A 19,093-nucleotide genomic window follows, 5' to 3' on the forward strand; every position below is an offset into this window, starting at 1 on the left:
AGAGTTATTTTTAAATATCGTTATTAGTTATATAAGGCATAACGGAGCATAAAATGCCTGTCTTCCCTAGTTCTGTATCATAAAGACTTTAAACGTGAATATAGCTACAGGCATTAATAACTTTAAGATTCGCTCTTTTTCCAGTCGTCTGTAAGTTTGCCCGCGAAGCCCCAGTCCTCTTCTTCAATTTCCTGAATTACAACGTGCGTATATTCCGGCTTTTTACCTAAAACTCGTTCTAATGAGCCGGTGATATCTTTCACTATTTCAGCCTTCTGCTCGCGACTTGCACCTTTAGTAATCTGTACGTTCACGTAAGGCATAAGGCCACCAGTTGTTGCTTACAGCTATTAAAATGCTTGTACATATCGCTAAACCTCATTTCGCCTTTTGGTTGAAAACAAGCCAAACCAAAATGCCCCTTCTAAAACAAGCCCCAAAATGATGAATAGAACCACACCTGACTGAATACCCATACTGTAAGATGCGATAGCTGCGACTAGAAGAACCAGAGCGATAAGAATTCGATAAACACCATTCATTTAAACTCTCCTTTTAAATGCCTAAAATAAAGATGCCTGTCTTACTTAATTTAGTTTAGTCAACTTTTAAGCTAAAAGCTTTAACCAATTTGTAACATGATGTCTTTAGTGATCAGTCGGTTAGCTTTGCAGTTTAATAGAGAGCAAGTCGGGCACAAAATATATACATCTGTATACATAGCTATCTGGCTTATTAAGGTTTAACTTATCGCAATGCATATACTTGATATCTAAGGCCATTTGGAGAGATAGCATGCAAGATCTATATGACATCCATGCCCCAAAAAAAGCGACTAATTTAAGCTTAAACAGTGACTTATTGCACAAAGCTAGAGACTTAAAAGTCAACCTATCTGCGACCTTAGAGCAGGCACTTAAAGACAAGTTGAAAAGTCTTGAAGAAGAAAGGTGGAAAAAAGAAAACAAAGCTGCCATAGCTGCGTACAACGAGTTTGTTGCTGAGAACGGCTGTATAGGCAATGAGTACAGGAACTTCTAATGACACAGTTTGAGTCGATTTGGCTTCTTATGTGTCGCGCTGTGACAACCTTTGAATTGCTTTAGGATCTTCAGATATTTGTCGCTCAATAATGCTTAAGAGATGGACACTAGCACAAAAACGGTTTATAGCTTTCCGGAGCGGTGTTTCTAAGACTTTTGGGAAACCGATCTAATTTAAAGAGGCATTGTACTAAATTTCAATTGCTCTCTTTTCTCTACCATGAATGTATATTTCAACAACCAATAAACAGACGATAGTTTTAAAGAGACAACTTATAGACTGAAGAAAGTGCGCTTGACATAATTTATTCAATATAGCCAAACTCAATTAAAGCTGTAATCAATTCTTTTTCAGGTGATTCTTTTGACCAACCTACAATTTGCTTTACTAGTTTCCCATTTTTAAAAAGATAGAAAGTCGGAGTATCCCAATTCTTAATGTCTTTCCAGTCTTTTTTATTTCTTACATTAATAAAATTTGAATCTATCTCACTATCAAAATAAATATTATCATGAAGATTATATGAAGGCGGTATTAAAAATAAAGATTTATTCCTGAATAATTCTAAAACTGATATGTCCGACGAACTTTTGAGCCAGTTTAAAAATCGTTGTGAGGGAGAACAGCTCGGAGAGGCAATTACTACTATCTGATTTTTATCCAATAAATTATTATCAGTAATGACATTTCTCTTATAGCTGCCATCGTATATTGTATACTCACTTATTGCGAGAGGAGAATCTATGATCTGAATGAAGTCAGGTAAAGCATTATACGTTAGTATTTGGCTGTGCGACTGTAAATCATATGCTTTGTCAAAAAGCCTTGCTTTGATGTAGATACCATGTAATTCAGAAAGAAACCCTCCTATAAATTCGCCCTTTTCTTTTTTAGTAATTAAAATTCTTTCAATAGCTTGAATTAGAAAGTCGTCTGGAATGTAGAAGGTAACTTTCACAGCTGTAAGATATATTGTGTGAAGATCTTTAGTAGATAAGCTTTTATAATCTATATTATTTATAAAGCTAGTAAAGCAGGATTCATTAAATGATTCTAGTAATGGGTATATCAACTTTCCTGTTACTGTAACTCCGTCGATATCATAAATCCGCTCTTTTTCATAATTAAAGTTAATTATATTCTCAACGGCATTATAGTAGTTAGTGATTGACGCATTTTCAGGACAGTATTGATGCACTTCCCCCTTAACGCTGTCTACTTTAAGCATTAAAAAGAAAAGAACGATCAAAGTTTTGAAGAATAAAGTTTTCATAAAGGGATGAGTAGGGTTTCCCCTGCCCGTTAAATATAAGTAAAAAGTCTTAGCAGTTAGGAGTACAAATAGAACCTTGTCTTTCGCTACATGTCGCTCTACTGGAGCACCAATAACCTTTGTGGCCCCCCTCGTCACCAATCCCTATAGCGCTTCCATCTTGTGTTGTAAAATCATCGTTTGAATGATCATCTTTAGGAGGTTTAGGGGATAGTAAAAGTAGAATGTCTGCATCAGACTCGATTCTTGCGTTGCTAAATAATGATATATTGTGTTGAGCTCCTATCATGCTCAGTATTTTATAAATTTGAGTCGGAGTTAACTCCGCTTCTAAGTCTTGGTAGTGATAACTTCCAACTCCTTTGCTGGTAAAAACAACACTATCAATAAATCTTTGCTTTGCATCTGGCGATAATGCATCCAAAGGACTACCTTGCGATGCTATTTCAAAAAGATCTTGAGTTGTTTTAACTGGAGCTAGAGCACTATCAATACGTTTTTGATGCTCATAAATAATTCTCGCTTCACTTATTCCTTTGCCTTCATGTTTTCCTACTAATCCTGTGCTCAAATCACCTGCGAAAACATTGAAAATTAATGAGCATGATATTAACGCTATTAATTTTTTCATTTCAAATTCCCTTTATTAGTTGAAATTTTAAAGTACGTTAAAAAACAAATAAGTCAAGATTTTCTTTCATTAATGCATATTAAAAATGAGCAAGTAAAACTTAATGGTTATTTTACCAATACTTAACATGCGGAGTTGGACAGATAACATAATATAAAAGTTTAAACTCACTCGAGGATTAAAAAACTAAATTATAAAATTTTATATAACTCATTTTTAAAATTTGCGTTGTTAAAAAAATAAAACGAATAAACAACGGAATAAACAAGACAGGCATAACTAGAAAAATCTCAAACTGTCCCCTCGTACACTTTCCTCAATCTAAATTCCTATCCAAACTAGTAAGCGATTTAATTAGAGACAGGACACTATGCCTAAATCCCGAAAGTCACAAATTAGTTTATCGGATACGCCCTATTATCACTGTATTTCCCGCTGTGTTCGTCGTGCTTTCTTATGCGGCGTGGAAAACGGTAAAAGCTTTGAACATCGTCGCCAATGGGTAGAAGACCGTATTCATGTTTTAAGTGAGGTGTTCGCCATTGATGTATGTGCTTATGCAGTAATGAGCAATCATACGCACCTGGTATTACACTTAAACAAAGAGAAGGCAGACGCACTGAGTACAGAAGATGTGATTCAACGTTGGCATAAACTGTACAAAGGCACATTACTGTCGCAGCGCTACATGTCACCAGATTCGCGTAAAGATTTACATGAAATTCAAATTAAAGCGGTGGAGTTAACGGCAGAAGTATGGCGTAAAAGGCTATTTGATATCAGCTGGTTTATGCGTGCACTGAATGAATATATTGCTAGGGCAGCTAATAAAGAAGACGACTGCACGGGCCATTTTTGGGAAGGACGGTTTAAATCTCAAGCGCTATTGGATGAGTCAGCCCTTGCCGCCTGTATGGCTTATGTTGATTTAAACCCAGTACGAGCAAAGATGGCAAAAACACCTGAAACATCAGAGTATACCAGCATTAAATACCGAATTAACGCAGCAAAGGTAGGAAAAACACCTAAACGACTTATGCCTTTCGCAGGCAATCGAAGTCAAGAGATGCCACACGGTTTACCTTTTCCTCTTCCAGACTACTTACAGCTTGTAGATATAACCAGCCGATATATTCACCCAAACAAGCGCGGCAAGGTTGAGCATAACCTTCCTTCTATATTAGAGCGCCTCAATATTGAACATGAACATTGGCTAACTTTAACTACGCAGTTTGAAACCTGCTTTAAGCACGCCGCCGGCAAAGTAACTCACCTAGAGCAATACGCACAGAATCAACATCTGCAACGGGTTCAAGGACGACACAGTGCGATACGATTACTCGGTTAACTTTGCAGTTTAATAAAGAGTAAGACAGGCATTATATGTATACATCTCTACATAACAATTCCGGGCTTGTTAAGAACCTATTTTTTGTAATGCGCATCCCTATGCGCATACTTAATATCTAGAACAATTAGGAGTGATAGCATGCAAGATTTATATGACATCCATGCCCCAAAAAAGGGACGAATTTAAGCTTAAACAGCGACTTATCACAAAAAGCTAGAGACTTAAAAGTTAACCTATCTGCGACCTTATAGCAGGCACTTAGAGACAAGTTGAAAAGTCTTGAAGAAGAAAGGTGGAAAAAAGAAAACAAAGCTGCCATAGCTGCGTACAACGAGTTTGTTGCTGAGAACGGCTGTATAGGTGATGAGTACAGGAACTTCTAATGACACAGTTTGAGTCGATTTGGCTTCTTATGCGTCGCGCTGTAACAATTTTTGAATTGCTTTAGGGTCTTCAGATATTTGTCGCTCTATAATGCTTAAGAGATCTTTGTATGAAACGCCCTTATATCAAACCCAAATATTTACGAAAACGAAAACAGCGAGCCCAAGAAAAATATAAATCAAATACTGCGAAAAACCAAGAGCATGAGAAAACGGTAAAAGGATACTGATTAAAAGCATTGCAAGTGATGATCGCTTCAATACTACTAAACCTTCCCTAGCAGCTTGATACTTTTTAACATCTGACTGTTCCATAGTGACTAATTCCTAAATGTCTAACGACATATGTTGTTTAAAAATGGGCAAAGCCAAACGAGCCGATGGATTTTTGTCGCTGGAAATTGTTAGTATTCTTCGTAAAGATGCCTGTCTTGTTTAACTATCATCGATAAGGTAATAGAAGAAATGCCATTCCCGATACAGCGAATTCAAACAGATCGCGGAACGGAGTTTTTTTGCAGAAAAAGTACAGCTCAAGTTGATGGAGCATGGCATTAAATTTCGCCCTAATAAGCCAGGCTCACCTCACTTAAATGGCAAGGTTGAAAGGTCACAAAGAACTGACAAAGAAGAGTTTTATTCGACCGTTAATTTAGATTTGGAAGAACTCAAAAATGAAACGTTACCTGAGTGGCAGAATTACTACAATTGGCAACGCGCTCACGGCTCATTTAAAGGTAAAACTCCAATGGATATCGTATGTGAACGCCTTGAAAAAACACCGCTTTGGGAAGACGTTCACGCTAACTACGAAACTGAAAATGAGCGCATTCAGCTATCGAATTATCAGCGTGATCTTCAACTACGAAAAGTGAAATGATGTCTATGAATCACACAGATGATCGCTTCAATACTACTAAACCTTCCCTAGCAGCTTGATACTTTTTAACATCTGACTGTTCCTTAGTGACTAATTCCTAAATGTCTAACGACATATGTTGTTTAAAAATGGGCAAAGCCAAACGAGCCCATGGATTTTTGTCGCTGGAAGTTGTTAGTATTCTTCGTAAAGATGCCTGTCTTATTTTTATGTCTGCTTTGATGTCGTGATTTGCACTTTTAACGCTTACTTGTGCCACACATTCTTTCTGAGGCCATTTCCCAGTACTCTTGCGCCGATGACATCCCCATCTCGCCCCTTCGCGCATTTATTTGCTCTATGTCTTTAATTGGAAAAGGTTTAAAGGTACTTCCCTCACATTTACCTTGTGTCCCATAGAGTTGAGGCGTGTGGGTTCTGTCATATAGGTATACGTAGTTACCCGGGTCAATCTCTTTGCTTATTGCCAAAGGACGCATCATCGACAGCATATTATTTTGAAACTGAGTATCGTGATCTGCATGTTGCACAATAATCCACGCCGCTTGAGAAGCATCTTTACCTACCATCTCTATAGTTGGCCAACCAAATTTCTCAACTATCTTTTGGAGTCTTTTCGATTGCTCTGCGTTGAGCTCTTCAAAGCTAAACTGTGTTTTACCATGCAATGTATCTTGGTCCAGCTTCATCATTTCAAGTAACTCAGCGCGCAAATCGGAGAACTCTTCGCTGGCACATGAGGGACTACTTACGATTAATAAAAAAAATATACTATAAAAAAACTTCATTTGGTTCCTCCGTGAGATTTAAAGTCCAATTTAGGTTATACATTGTGTTTGGTTTAAAGAAAGAAAACAGGCACAAAATTTTATACTTAACTACGAAAGATGCCTGTCTTGTTTAGTATTAAAGCCAAACTGAAAGATATTTCCGGAGGAGAGCATCTAACTTTAATTCAAGTTCGTCTTTTTTTTCATTTTCAGTCATAATTTTCTTTTTCTCTAATGGCCCGCTTTACGGACAATATGCGTAGAGTTAATTATCGAGCAGCGCGAGAGAAGCCTACATGTGCCTGTTCCCGCTATTAGAACCTTTGAGCTAAATAGTTCCCGCTGTGAATCTTTTTGGGCTTTCGTATAGCGATATTAGTGCCCTGTTTGGTTTTATGCACATCATTGGCTTCAATAACTTCTGCGGTACGTAAAGGTGCCTGTCTTGTTTAATTATTCTAAATACCTGCATGATGAAGTTTTACTCTAGAATGCCTTATTTTAGCAAGCCTTAGAGGTACACAAACATGCCTGTCTTGTTTAGTATCAAACCTGCTTTAAGCACGCCGCCGGCAAAGTAACCCACCTAGAATACGCACAGAATCAACATCAGCAACGGGTTCAAGGACGACACAGTGCGATGCGATTACTCGGTTAACTTTTTAGTATTCTATTGAAAGACGTAACGCCCACATTTGTGGCTGGTTCGGAGCGTGCGTAAACATGCCTGTCTTGTTATGTACCCGGAGCGTGCGTAAACATGCCTGTCTTGTTATGTAGTAATAGTGCAAGTACTCGTCGCTCCCGATATCTCCCGTACCATCACCATCGGAATTGCCGTGGTCTGACGACATTATATAAACATGCCCGTCTTGTTTAGTACAGGAGTACACAAACATGCCTGTCTTGTTAAGTACCTGTCTTGTTAAGTATTTTGTTTAGTCCTAGTATTTACCATCCATTTCTCAAGCAACTTTTCCACGGCTCGTTATTGCCAGAATATAGCTTAAGAACATCACAAAACCTTTGAAAATCGTACAGCTCGTAACTTTCTACATGACCTTTTTCTATGGCGGTTTGTGCCGCTTTTTTAGCTGGTTTTGAAAACTTTGAACACGTTGACACGTAAATACAGTTTTTCACATTACTAGATGTTCCATCACCTAAAACTGTTTCAGGAGCAGCCAAAAGAGTTGCACCCAAAAACTCTCGAATGCAACTAACAGACTCGATGTGTTCAAGTTTCTTACGCCTTTTGACTTGAACAACGATAGGACTATCAGAATCAACAAACATTAAATCAATACCACCATCATGAGACTTGCCCACCAACTCAACATCACATGAAAAGTGCTCTCTAAATACAGATTGGACTAACTTTTCCATAGATTTATCATGAATATGAATAACATCATTGTTGTGTTTATCCAAATGTTCTTGAAGGCTTCGTATTGGGATATTTTTATCATCGATCTGATATTGTTTCAAAATGCCGCTAGTCACCTCAACTGATCTTGCGTCAATATCTCCAGTAGTCACTTTATTGCACCTTAATCTCCACCAACCACATTTAGGGCATTTTTTAACAGTCTCTTTAGCATCGTAATATCCACCACCTAGCCAGTCAGGATAAGTGAATGAACTATCGAAGTGTGTTTCATTTGTTTTAATGCTACAAAATGGGCAAATATCATCGCTTACTTCATCAAAAAATAGTTGTGTTGCCCCGACAGGTGCTTTGAATCGATCTTGATGACCAGTCGAACGTATGAAGTCACTATAGTCCAATATTTTTCTCATGAAACCACTCCGAAGTCTGATTAAATTATAAACATTTTACTCGTCCCCACACAGTCATCCTTTTTCACATCACTTCGGGATAATTGATCCTAGTATTTTTAAATACCTTAACCCACAAACGATAGAAGAATAGAGAGAAATCCGTGATGTCAAATCCCTCATGTGTTAAAGCCGTGTAGGTACTTTGAGGGTACTTCACGCATCTCGGACGACAAAAGCTAGCTTTCGCTGGCGTTTAAAACTTATTCCATAAAGACTAAAACAAACAAAAATCAATAAATTTTTTAAATAATATGCCTGTCTTGTTTAGTCTGCATAACGCTCGCATTTGCGGCTGGTTTGGAGCGCAGCGGAAAGCCAGTCCGACAACATGCGCTTGTTAAGTGCTTTCTTTAGGGGCATCTCTTTTCTCTACCGCTTTGAGAGCACCTTCTGGAAGTATGCTATAAAGCTCTGCAACTTTTTTAGGTTGAGAAATTCTAACTTCAACTATGAAGTTAATCATTTCAAATAAGCTGTGGGCAATGGCGGGATCATCATCAATAATAATCTCCCCCGGGTGAACTGAGTTATTCCCTACTACACGACAATAATCGAGTGCTTGCTGGACTTCGATGGGCAACCCCTTTTTAACCAAAGAAGCAATATCGTCGTTAATGTTTTTCCCTTTTTCGCCAAGCTCCACCATTAATTTTTGAAGAACCAACCTCAAAAGAGCTGCGCCCGCTTTAGGTGAACGAGCGACTATATCCCTTGCCTCTTCATAATCAGCTATACAGGGTTCGGGTAAATCTTGGTGTGGCGGAGGCACTGGAGCTTCTGATGGGACTATCATTCGTCCTTCATACCAATAACAATCCTCCCAACAGTGGTTACAACGAGAGTACGTAAAGCTGGTAAAGCTGCCTTGACCACGGGTTATTAAACTTCCCCAGTTTTGCTTAGCAAAAACACCACATTTAATACAGTGAAACTGCTCTTCCTTGAATGTAGGTGGATAGTATTTACTCATTTTTGCTTCCTGTACGTAATAGCACTTAACGCCTTACTAATGGGCGCACAAATGCTTGGCTAAAATTGGCGACGAAGGAGCACAAGCCAAGCGTTTTGCGTCCTTTTGAGTAACTTGTTAGAGTTTTTACAGGCACTGTTTTATAGGGTAATTCCAGTGCACTTTATTGTTGTTTTGAACAACAGGGGTTGCAGTTAAAACTTTGTTAGGAGATAAAAAAATAACACCTTTATTTTTTCCGAGATCTTTAGTGCATTTGTTATTGGGATAAAAATCCCCCCATAATGCAGCTCTTTCTGCGAAAATTTTGATGTCTCTATCAAAAAGCCCAATAATTGTATATGTAACGGCAACTAAAATAAATATTACACAAAAATATAAAGCCCCGTAAGCTTTTGATTTAATTGAGTCTTTAAAAGCAACCACATACCATAAAGGTAATACTCCCAAAGCTATTATTGAAATAAAGAGTCCACTAAATATTAACTTCATTATTGTAATAACGAAGTAAGCTAGTGTTAAAAATATTTGAGTTATCCCAAAATGATTTGCAGCAACACCGTAAATTTCATTAATTAAGGTAGAAGCCCAAACGTTGGACATTGCAGTATAAACTACAAGGCCAATTGAAATTAAAGATTTTGACCACAGCGTAGAGGTTACCTTTTTAAAAATCTTGTTATTTGTAATAATTGAAACCAGTATCCCAAATGGAAGAATAATCAACAGTGACATTAAAAATGTCCATGAAATATTGCTTAAATTGACTTTAAAATAAGAGATTAGTAACAGGGATATATAAACTAAAAAGGTGGAAACCCCAAGAATATCTATTGTCTTTTTAGTGTCACCAATCCATTCATAAAGAAACTTCATTGTATCTTCATACTCCATTGAAACTCTAACAGTTTACTCGCCCCCAAACCGTCATGCTATTCCACACCACTTTAGGGCACTTCTCCTTTTTTCTTCTCTCTACTCTAAACCATAACCACAAGAGAAATAAAGAAAAAACCGTAATGTCGTTTTTCGCTCATTTATTAAAAACACCAAATCGGCATGTAGGTGCTTTTGGTGTATTTCACGCAAGCCAAGCACAAAAAAGCCAGCCTCCGCTGGCTTCTAAAACAAATAATTCAACGTCACTCGAACTAAAAACTACTTCCCCTGCCTAGCAGCCAACTTCTCCAACTGCTCGTCAGTAGCAGGAAGCTGGTACTTCTTTTTCCACTCTGAATACGGCATTTTGTATACCACTTCGCGTGCGGCTTCGTAGTCGATATCAGCGCCCTGCTCGCTTGCAGCAGCTGAATACCATTTTGCTAAGCAGTTACGGCAGAAATCCGCCAAAATCATCAGGTCGATGTTCTGAACGTCTTTGTTCGCGTCTAGGTGTTCTACTAAGCGGCGGAATACCGCTGCTTCTACTTCGGTTTGCGTTTGCTTATCCATTATCTAATACCTCTAAAAAAGCGTTTTTCGTTATGGCCTAAATGTATGGCTTAAACGTGTGGGTTAACGAACAAAACCCAACCCATTGTTACTTTTAAAACCTAAAACGAAAAAAGGGAGCCAAGCTCCCTTCTTACTTATATACAGCTAACTAGGTTTAAAACCTAATCGGCATTACTCTGCGTCGTCAGACTTAGGCGCAGGCTTTTCTAGAAGCTCTTTAATGCTTAAACGTACACGGTTCTGGCGGTCGATTTCCATAACCTTAACGTCAACCATTTCACCTTCTTTAAGGTAGTCAGTAACTTTGTTCACACGCTCGTGAGCGATTTGTGAAATGTGAACAAGACCTTCTTTACCTGGAAGTACTTCTACGAACGCACCGAAGTCTACAATACGTGTAATCTTACCGTTGTAAGTCTTACCAACTTCAATTTCAGCCGTTACTTGCTCAATCTTGCCAATAGCGATGTCTGCTTTCGCACGCTCTGTCGCGAAGATTTTGATAGTACCGTCGTCTTCAATCTCGATGTTAGTATCAGACTCTTCAGTAATTTGACGGATCATTGCGCCGCCTTTACCGATAACGTCACGAATCTTGTCTTGGTCAATCTTCATTGTGTAAATGCGTGGAGCAAATTCACTTAGCTCTTCACGGTGACCGCCAATCGCTTCGTCCATTACGTTAAGAATGTGCAAACGTGCTTCTTTTGCTTGTTTAAGCGCAATTTGCATGATTTCTTTAGTAATACCTTCAATCTTAATGTCCATTTGAAGTGCAGTAATACCGTCGGTAGTACCCGCTACTTTAAAGTCCATGTCGCCAAGGTGGTCTTCGTCACCAAGGATATCTGAAAGTACAACAAAGTTGTCGTCACTCTTAACTAGGCCCATTGCGATACCCGCAACAGACGCTTTAATTGGAACACCTGCATCCATAAGCGCTAGTGAAGTACCACATACAGACGCCATTGAAGATGAACCGTTTGATTCTGTGATTTCAGAAACCACACGTACTACGTACGGGAATTCTTCTTCACTTGGCATTACTGCTTGAATACCACGCTTCGCTAGACGACCGTGACCAATTTCACGACGCTTAGGCGAACCAATCATACCGGTTTCACCAACACAGTATGGAGGGAAGTTGTAGTGAAGCATGAAACGGCTGTCGCGCTTACCTTGAAGCTCGTCAATCATCTGTGCGTCACGCTCTGTACCTAAAGTAGCAGCAACAATTGCCTGCGTTTCACCACGGGTAAATAGTGCAGAACCGTGAGTACGAGGAAGAATGCCTGTTGCTACGTCTAGAGCACGAATCATTGCAGGCTCACGACCGTCGATACGTGGCGCGCCAGAAAGGATGCGTGAACGTACTACGTCAGACTCAAGATCGTGAAGAAGGTCTAGTACTTCTTTCTTGTCTTGTTCTTCGTCTTCAGCAAGGATAGCTTCTAGTGCTTTTTCAGTTGCTGCAGTTACTGCGTCTTTACGCTCTAACTTGTCAGAAATCTGGTAAGCAGCTGTCATTTCAGCTTCAGCTAGTGCTTTAACTTTGTCTTTAAGTGCAGTGTTTTCTGCTTCTGGTGCCCAGTTCCACTTCTCAGTGCCAACTTCAGCAGCAAATTCGTTAACCGCGTTAACTACAGTTTGTAGTTGCTCGTGACCGAACATTACCGCACCTAGCATAGTATCTTCAGAAAGCACGTCAGCTTCTGATTCAACCATAAGTACTGCACCTTCAGTACCCGCAACAACAAGGTCAAGCTGGCTGTCAGCTTGCTCTTCTGTGCGTGTATTTAGAATGTATTCGCCGTTGCTATAACCAACACGAGCCGCACCAATTGGGCCGTTGAAAGGAATACCTGAGATAGCAAGCGCTGCAGAAGTACCAATCATAGAGATGATGTCTGTAGGGATATCTGGGTTAGCAGACATTACAGTAACAACAACTTGTACTTCGTTCTTGAAGCCTTCTGGGAATAATGGGCGAATTGGGCGGTCGATAAGACGCGCAGTCAATGTTTCGCCTTCAGATGGACGACCTTCACGCTTGAAGAAACCACCTGGGATTTTACCCGCAGCATATGCTTTTTCTTGGTAGTTTACTGTTAGAGGGAAGAAGTCTTGATCTGGCTTAGCTTCTTTTTTACCAACTACTGTTACCAGTACAGACGTGTCGTCCATGCTCGCAAGAACCGCAGCTGTCGCCTGACGAGCAATTACACCCGTCTCTAGAGTTACAGTATGCTGTCCATACTGAAATGATTTAGTAATAGGAGTCACTATTTGTCCTTTAATATCAATCTTTATTTTATCGCTTTTAAACGCGGCGCATAGTATAGCTTTGAAGTGGCGTTAATACCATGGTCAAATGCAGCCCCGCGCGGAATTTGTCGTACTATTTTGTTATCAACTCGGTCATTACCCGCTATCACCTATAGCACCATGACTATATGAAATATCTGTGAAATTTCAATTATTGACTATATTTTCATCATACTGACACAAAACAGCGTATGCTAGAACAAAAAGCGAACAAAGTAACAACCCGTAGGTAATGGTATGAGCCATATACTGGCAATAAAGATACGGACAATAAAGTTTATTCATAACAAGAACGTCTAATATTAGTGTGCTAAGGAGATAACCATGTTGGTACTTCGACTTAATAAAGCAGGCATGCCACAAGAGTGGATAGATGTTGAACAAGCCGCAAAGCTTTACAGTCAGGACAAGGTACTATACGAGCTAGGCAGTGATGCTATAACCCTTAAAGGTGGCTGGAATCACGAAGGGCTGCAAAGCGAACTTACCCTATCAAGTATCATCGCTTGCGACGGCAAGGTAACAGATTTGTCTGGCAAAGTAGCCCTTACCAACCGCTATCTATTTAGGCGCGACAGCTATTTGTGCATGTATTGCGGCAATAAGTTTACGCCTAAACAACTTACCCGAGACCACATCATTCCCCGTTCTCGCGGCGGAAAAGATATTTGGACGAATGTAGCCACCGCTTGTCAGCGATGTAATCATGCTAAAGCCGCTAAAACACCTGAAGAAGCGAATATGCCTTTACTCGCTGTGCCGTTTAGGCCCAATGTTTACGAGCGCTTTTATTTAATGAACAGACGCATACTGGCAGATCAGATGGCATTTTTAGAAGGGCATTTTTCCCACCAGCGGGAATGGACGTGTAACGAATAAATGGCAACAAAAAGCAGTGAGCGACCAGTAAGTTAAAAATCAGGTCGCCCGTTGATAGAATTTTACAGCCCAGTGCTAGTTGTTGTTTGCTGTTCTGTTGAAGCCGACGCTTGAAGGTTGGCGTTGTTATTCTCGCTTTGCTGTTGCATTAGCATAGCTTGCTCTTCTTTTTGCGCTCTAAACCATAGGCTTAACCAGTCAGAGCACATTTTGTGTTCTAGCTCATGGGCCTCAATGGTTGGGCAGAATAGACTTACCTTAACTACGACCTTTGCAAGTTCATTTGTTTTAATCTCAACTTCTGGGTCTATACGAATAAACTCTTGCTCTAAATGACGTTCGATTAAACCTTTATAGCGTTCTGCAACGTCTCGAAAGTATTCGCAATGGGCTTGAGCGCGGGCGTGAAAAGCGGGTAACAAGCTATAGGCATTTACCGTAGGCTCGTTAACAATTTCAAACGAGTGCAAACGGTAGCGGCGCATAAAGTTAAGGTTACGTACGGTTTGGGTAACTAGCTGACTGTTAGGTACGTAAACGTGTTTACCCGTGTAGTTAAAGCTTTCTGGGTCAACTTCTAAAAGCGCAGTTTTTGCCCAGTCCATTTCCACTACTTCACCAATAATATTATTCATTTGGATCCAATCCCCTACCCTAAATGGCCTTGCGCCTAGGTAGTAAATGAAGCCCATAAAGCATTGAATAAATTCTCGGGTGGCTAGCACTATGGCAACCATAAATGCGGCAATAGATATAGCGAGTGTTTGTATTTCAGAGCTCCACACCATCATCAACACAATGATGATAAAAGCGTTACCTAACTGCTCTAAAATATTAATCTGGTTTCTTCTATCTTCCCCCCGCTGAGAACTAATGCGCCTTATCAGCAACAGCACACCTTTTTTAGAGAAGTGCAATACAATTAAAAGTAGTAGTGATGTCAGCAGTTTATACTCATTGGCAAACGCAATAAGCTGATTCCATAACTGCGTGGGGTCTATCACAATCTCCATGTATGCTCCGTCTGTACTGGCGAGGGTAAATCTTTGAATAAAAATAAAAAAGCGCCGACGAATGTCAGCGCTTTTCATTATGAAGCATGTAAACCTGCGGCACAATGCCGACCAGTTGCAACAACTATTATTTAGTCGCGAATTTGGCCTTCACCGTTCACCAGGTATTTCTCTGAAGTCAACGACTCTAATCCCATTGGACCGTAAGCATGTAGCTTAGTTGTAGCAATACCAATTTCTGCGCCAAGACCTAGCTGACTGCCGTCAGAGAAGCGTGAAGAGGCATTAACCATTACCACACTTGCATCTACTGCGCGTTGGAAAAGCTTACCTTTATCAGCATCTTCGGTCACAATAACTTCTGTGTGGTTACTACCGAACTGAGCAATATGGTCTACTGCACCTTCGAAGTCATCAACTACGCGAACTGCGATTTCTAAACCAAGGTACTCTTCGCCGTATGCGTCTTCTGCAATTACGTCTGCGCCATCAAAATATTGGCTACCTTTTTCGTTTACGTGAACCGTTACACCTTTTTCTTTAAAGGCATCGGCCACTTTAGGTAGAAAGTCACCCGCCACGGCTTGGTGTACAACCAAACCTTCAAGCGCATTACACACGCCAGTACGCTGGGTTTTACCGTTTAGAAGTATAGCCATGGCTTTATCTAAATCAGCATCTTTATCTACATAAAGGTGACACACACCTTTAAAGTGCTGAATAACCGGTACTTTAGCGTTATCGGTTACGTAGTTGATAAGCCCTTCACCACCACGTGGAATAATAACGTCAATGTAGTCGCGTTGTTCCATCAGCTCTTGCATCAATGCGCGATCTGGGTTTGGCACAACGGTAACTAGCGCTTTAGGCAAGTCATGCTTCTCAAGCACGTCTTGCATAAGTTCAGCAATCGCTAAACTTGTATCAAGGGCTTCTTTACCACCACGTAAAATTACGGCATTGCCCGATTTAAAACACAGCGCGCCCGCGTCGGCAGTAACATTAGGTCGTGCTTCATAAATCATGCACACAACGCCAAGCGGTATACGCATTTTCTTAATTTCAATTCCGTTAGGACGCGTACCAATAACACGCTCTTTGCCTACCGGATCGTCAAGCTCAACAATAACCTCGATGCCTTCAGCCATTGACTCGATGCGCTCATCGTTAAGGATTAAGCGGTCTATCATGGCTGCATCTAGATTATTTTCTTTAGCGCGCGCAACTTCCTTTTCGTTCACTTCAATAATTTTGCTTTTATTGGCACGAATTGCCGCGGCCATATCAGTTAACACCGCGTTTTTCTGGCTCTCACTTAAAATTGCCAGTGTACGTGCAGCTTTTTTCGCCTGTTGTGCTAACTCTGTAATAATACTCATTCTTTCTCCAGATTTGCTATGTGCTGATCAGAAATAATTGGCCCTGTTTTTTCTTCAAACTCGTGGGCAAATTCGTCACTTTCCTGATTCGCAATAAAATTCAATAAACAGCTACTGTAGTTCGACTTGGCTTTCACCAATTTAGTGCCGTCTTCTTTACGTACCAATATGGTATCGCCTACCGAGAACTCACCTTTCACATCTATAATTTCGCTACTTGTTAGTTGCTCTGCATCAGTATGTAAAGAGTCGTCGAAGTCCCCTTCTACTATCACCTCACCTTGCGCATTTGACGTATGGCGCATCCAATGCACATTCTCTTGCATTGGCTTAGCGTGAGGTTTGAAATGCGTGCCCGGGTTTTCACCTGCTAGCAGCATATTAAACGACAGCTCAGTAAAGCCGTTAATAATATATGTATCTATACCATGCGAAACAGCTTTCTCGGCCGCTTCAATTTTTGTGCGCATACCGCCGGTGCCAACACCGCCTTTAACCGCACCACCAGCCATGTCGTAAACGCTCTGATCGATGGTATCAACCGATTTGAGCAGTTTTGCGTCGTCATGTTCATGTGGGTTTTTGTCGTACAACCCGTCAATGTCTGAACAGATGATCAGTGCATCAGCTTCAGCCGCCGACGCCACCATGGCCGATAAATTATCGTTATCGCCAACCTTCAATTTGTCGGTAGTTACCGTATCGTTTTCGTTCACGATAGGCAGAATGTTGTTGTCTAACAAACTGAATATGGTTTCACGAATACTTACGTAACGCTCTCTGTCTCTTAAGTCAGCATGGGTAAGAAGCATCTGGGCAGACGGAAAATCAAAAAGTCTGTCCCATGTGGCAATCATTTCGGTTTGACCCGCTGCTGCCATGGCTTTCTTTACCGCTATATCTGATTTTTCTTGCTCTGGAAACAGGTGCGCACCCGCCGCGACAGAACCCGAAGACACAAGCACCACCTGTGTACCGTTAGCTCTACAACGTACGATAAATTGCGCAATGCTCAGTAAGTAGTGGCTGCTACAACCTTGCTGGTTGGGTGATATTAGTGCACTACCTACTTTGATGACTACGCGTTTCCAATTAGGATGACTCATAATAAACTTTTTAACCTTAAGATTGTTGATTCGCTAATTCTTCACTGGCTTGCACGAACGTTTCTTGTACGTTCGACGATGGGTTTTCGCTAAGGCGACTTACCATGTATAGCGTTAACGTACTTACCGCAAACCCTGGAATAATTTCATAAATAACGCTGCTTAACGTTTTACCGTCAGCTAAAACGGGCGCATAAATCCAAAACAGTACGGTTACCGCACCACTTATCATGCCCGCCATTGCCGCTTTCGCTGTCAGGTCCTTTTTATACAGACAAAACAGTACTAACGGACCAAATGCGGCGCCAAAACCAGCCCAAGCGTTACTTACTAAAGACAAAATTGTATTCGACGCATCCATGGCTAACAGTAATGCAACTACAGCCACACCTGCTACACCATATCGCCCAATTGTTACCGTTTGCTTTTCACTTAACGATTTTTCTGGCGACTTTTTATTTACCAGTACACGGTAAATATCTTCTGTTAACGAACTTGCGCTAACTAATAACTGCGACGAAATTGTACTCATGATGGCCGCTAAAATTGCTGCCATCAAAAATCCACTAATTAGTGGATGGAAAAGCAATTGCGAGAAGATAATAAATATAGTCTCTGGGTCGTCGACTGCAAGGCCAAACTGGTTAGCATAAGCAATGCCTACAAAGCCTGTAGCTAATGCACCAATAATTGTCACTGTCATCCAAGACATACCAATATTTCGTGCTGTTCCAATAGCCTTAACAGAGCGAATTGCCATAAATCGCACAATAATGTGCGGCTGACCGAAATAACCTAAGCCCCAACCCAAACTTGAAAGCAAACCGACTATCGTTAGTGTCTCTAACGATTCTGAAAAATTCGGAACAGATTGATAAGCGGCGCTCGTCATTTGCGAAACGCTATCAAACTCGGTAAATGCAACAATTGGAACTAAGACCAAAGCCACAAACATAATGCAACCTTGCACAAAGTCTGTAAGGCTGACTGCTAAGAACCCGCCCAACAGTGTGTAAGACACCACAACACCTAGGGTGATAAACAAGCCTAGTTGGTAATCGACCGAAAATGCACTTTCAAACAGCTTACCGCCTGCTACTAACCCTGCAGATGTATAAAGTGTAAAGAACAGCACAATGATTACCGCCGAAACGATTCGCAAGCTTGAATTTGGCTTATTGAAGCGCTTGGCAAAGAATTCAGGCACAGTAAGTGAGTCGTTTGCCACTTCGGTATATACACGAAGTTTAGGCGCTACTAATAAATAGTTAGCTAACGCACCTGCAACCAAGCCTATCGCGATGTATACCGCGTCAAAGCCGGTTAAGTACATAGCGCCGGGAAGACCCATTAACATCCAACCTGACATGTCGGATGCACCCGCGGACAGTGCGGTAACTTGAGGGCTTACTTGTCGCCCTCCTAATATATAACCAGAAATATCACTGGTAGATTGTCGGTAAGCAAACAACCCTATCCCCAACATCGCTATAAAATAAACGGCTAGTGATAGGTAACTTTCCATTGGCATAACGTTAGTTATTTCCTCTATTGCTCTTCGAAAACTCGTAAATGATTAACCGTTCTGAACACTTGCTACAACACACGTCGATGCAAATAATTAAATCGAACAATAATCATTAGAGCTCTAACAATATAAGGATTTGACAAAAAATTTCAAGTTTAATTTTTAAACAACTTGGTTTAAACAGCATTGATGTTTAATTTACCACCAAACATGTTTCACGACACTTTAATGAAACGCAATTAATATTAATCCATACTTTTCAAC

At 40.5% G+C, this 19,093-nt stretch carries 18 protein-coding genes and 2 pseudogenes; 5 read left to right on the forward strand and 15 right to left on the reverse strand.

What is annotated here, in order from left to right; all coding sequences use genetic code 11:
* Window positions 1–122 precede the first annotated feature (122 nt).
* The gene (locus ACYTPF_RS00525) at window positions 123–323 is read right to left on the reverse strand and encodes a tautomerase family protein (protein WP_179983356.1); all 201 of its coding nucleotides are present in this window, start codon (window positions 321–323) and stop codon (window positions 123–125) included.
* Between the two features lie 48 nt (window positions 324–371).
* Window positions 372–542: a hypothetical protein gene (locus tag ACYTPF_RS00530; RefSeq protein WP_461850824.1), complete on the reverse strand. Its 171-nt coding sequence runs from the start codon at window positions 540–542 to the stop codon at window positions 372–374.
* A gap of 253 nt (window positions 543–795) precedes the next feature.
* Here ACYTPF_RS00530 and ACYTPF_RS00535 point away from each other — a divergent pair, with 253 nt between their 5' ends.
* Window positions 796–1,041 (forward strand): type II toxin-antitoxin system CcdA family antitoxin, encoded by a 246-nt coding sequence (locus tag ACYTPF_RS00535; RefSeq protein ID WP_461850825.1) that lies wholly within the window; start codon window positions 796–798, stop codon window positions 1,039–1,041.
* Window positions 1,042–1,348: 307 nt separating this feature from the next.
* On the opposite strand, the gene ACYTPF_RS00540 is transcribed toward ACYTPF_RS00535, so the two are convergent.
* Together ACYTPF_RS00540 and ACYTPF_RS00545 are read right to left on the reverse strand one after the other, a co-directional pair.
* Entirely contained in the window at window positions 1,349–2,317 is a 969-nt protein-coding gene (locus tag ACYTPF_RS00540; RefSeq protein ID WP_461850826.1) for a hypothetical protein, read from the reverse strand.
* Between the two features lie 49 nt (window positions 2,318–2,366).
* Window positions 2,367–2,948 (reverse strand): hypothetical protein, encoded by a 582-nt coding sequence (locus tag ACYTPF_RS00545; RefSeq protein WP_461850827.1) that lies wholly within the window; start codon window positions 2,946–2,948, stop codon window positions 2,367–2,369.
* Window positions 2,949–3,318: 370 nt separating this feature from the next.
* Here ACYTPF_RS00545 and ACYTPF_RS00550 point away from each other — a divergent pair, with 370 nt between their 5' ends.
* Window positions 3,319–4,296: a transposase gene (locus tag ACYTPF_RS00550; RefSeq protein ID WP_461850828.1), complete on the forward strand. Its 978-nt coding sequence runs from the start codon at window positions 3,319–3,321 to the stop codon at window positions 4,294–4,296.
* A 230-nt stretch (window positions 4,297–4,526) separates the two neighbouring features.
* Window positions 4,527–4,682 (forward strand): annotated as a pseudogene (locus ACYTPF_RS00555) (type II toxin-antitoxin system CcdA family antitoxin); the annotation flags it as partial.
* Between the two features lie 126 nt (window positions 4,683–4,808).
* On the opposite strand, the gene ACYTPF_RS00560 reads toward ACYTPF_RS00555, so the two are convergent.
* On the reverse strand, window positions 4,809–4,997 hold the full coding sequence (locus ACYTPF_RS00560) for a hypothetical protein (RefSeq protein ID WP_461850829.1): 189 nt from the start codon (window positions 4,995–4,997) through the stop codon (window positions 4,809–4,811).
* Window positions 4,998–5,126: 129 nt separating this feature from the next.
* Between ACYTPF_RS00560 and ACYTPF_RS00565 the strand changes: the two are divergent.
* A pseudogene (locus ACYTPF_RS00565) lies at window positions 5,127–5,562 on the forward strand (integrase core domain-containing protein); the annotation flags it as partial.
* Between the two features lie 239 nt (window positions 5,563–5,801).
* Here the strand turns inward: ACYTPF_RS00565 and ACYTPF_RS00570 are convergent.
* The 6 genes from ACYTPF_RS00570 to pnp all read right to left on the reverse strand — a co-directional run bounded on the left by ACYTPF_RS00570 (window position 5,802) and on the right by pnp (window position 12,882).
* Window positions 5,802–6,350 carry a DUF6624 domain-containing protein gene (locus ACYTPF_RS00570; RefSeq protein WP_461850830.1) on the reverse strand — a complete coding sequence of 183 codons (549 nt, stop codon included), beginning with the start codon at window positions 6,348–6,350 and terminating at the stop codon, window positions 5,802–5,804.
* A gap of 933 nt (window positions 6,351–7,283) precedes the next feature.
* A complete protein-coding gene (locus ACYTPF_RS00575; RefSeq protein ID WP_179983350.1) occupies window positions 7,284–8,132 on the reverse strand; it encodes a restriction endonuclease in 849 nt (282 codons plus the stop codon).
* Window positions 8,133–8,511: 379 nt separating this feature from the next.
* The gene (locus ACYTPF_RS00580; protein ID WP_461850831.1) at window positions 8,512–9,144 is read right to left on the reverse strand and encodes a DUF4145 domain-containing protein; all 633 of its coding nucleotides are present in this window, start codon (window positions 9,142–9,144) and stop codon (window positions 8,512–8,514) included.
* 126 nt (window positions 9,145–9,270) lie between these two features.
* The gene (locus ACYTPF_RS00585; protein ID WP_461850832.1) at window positions 9,271–10,038 is read right to left on the reverse strand and encodes a hypothetical protein; all 768 of its coding nucleotides are present in this window, start codon (window positions 10,036–10,038) and stop codon (window positions 9,271–9,273) included.
* A 264-nt stretch (window positions 10,039–10,302) separates the two neighbouring features.
* Complete coding sequence (locus ACYTPF_RS00590; protein ID WP_461850833.1) at window positions 10,303–10,596, reverse strand: DUF1244 domain-containing protein; 294 nt, start codon at window positions 10,594–10,596, stop codon at window positions 10,303–10,305.
* 174 nt (window positions 10,597–10,770) lie between these two features.
* On the reverse strand, window positions 10,771–12,882 hold the full coding sequence (gene pnp / locus ACYTPF_RS00595) for a polyribonucleotide nucleotidyltransferase (RefSeq protein WP_461850834.1): 2,112 nt from the start codon (window positions 12,880–12,882) through the stop codon (window positions 10,771–10,773).
* Window positions 12,883–13,248: 366 nt separating this feature from the next.
* Here pnp and ACYTPF_RS00600 point away from each other — a divergent pair, with 366 nt between their 5' ends.
* The gene (locus ACYTPF_RS00600) at window positions 13,249–13,803 is read left to right on the forward strand and encodes an HNH endonuclease (RefSeq protein ID WP_461850835.1); all 555 of its coding nucleotides are present in this window, start codon (window positions 13,249–13,251) and stop codon (window positions 13,801–13,803) included.
* Window positions 13,804–13,865: 62 nt separating this feature from the next.
* Here ACYTPF_RS00600 and ACYTPF_RS00605 read toward each other — a convergent pair whose 3' ends face one another.
* The 4 genes from ACYTPF_RS00605 to putP all read right to left on the reverse strand — a co-directional run bounded on the left by ACYTPF_RS00605 (window position 13,866) and on the right by putP (window position 18,832).
* Window positions 13,866–14,816, reverse strand: coding sequence for a mechanosensitive ion channel family protein (locus ACYTPF_RS00605; RefSeq protein ID WP_461850836.1), 951 nt, complete (start codon window positions 14,814–14,816; stop codon window positions 13,866–13,868).
* 131 nt (window positions 14,817–14,947) lie between these two features.
* Window positions 14,948–16,195: a glutamate-5-semialdehyde dehydrogenase gene (locus tag ACYTPF_RS00610; protein ID WP_461850837.1), complete on the reverse strand. Its 1,248-nt coding sequence runs from the start codon at window positions 16,193–16,195 to the stop codon at window positions 14,948–14,950.
* Complete coding sequence (proB, locus tag ACYTPF_RS00615; protein WP_179983343.1) at window positions 16,192–17,301, reverse strand: glutamate 5-kinase; 1,110 nt, start codon at window positions 17,299–17,301, stop codon at window positions 16,192–16,194. Before proB ends, ACYTPF_RS00610 begins: the two co-directional genes overlap by 4 nt.
* Window positions 17,302–17,317: 16 nt before the next feature.
* Window positions 17,318–18,832, reverse strand: coding sequence for a sodium/proline symporter PutP (gene putP, locus ACYTPF_RS00620; RefSeq protein ID WP_461850838.1), 1,515 nt, complete (start codon window positions 18,830–18,832; stop codon window positions 17,318–17,320).
* Between the last annotated feature and the right edge of the window lie 261 nt (window positions 18,833–19,093).

This window comes from Alteromonas sp. HB246098, assembly GCF_054890645.1.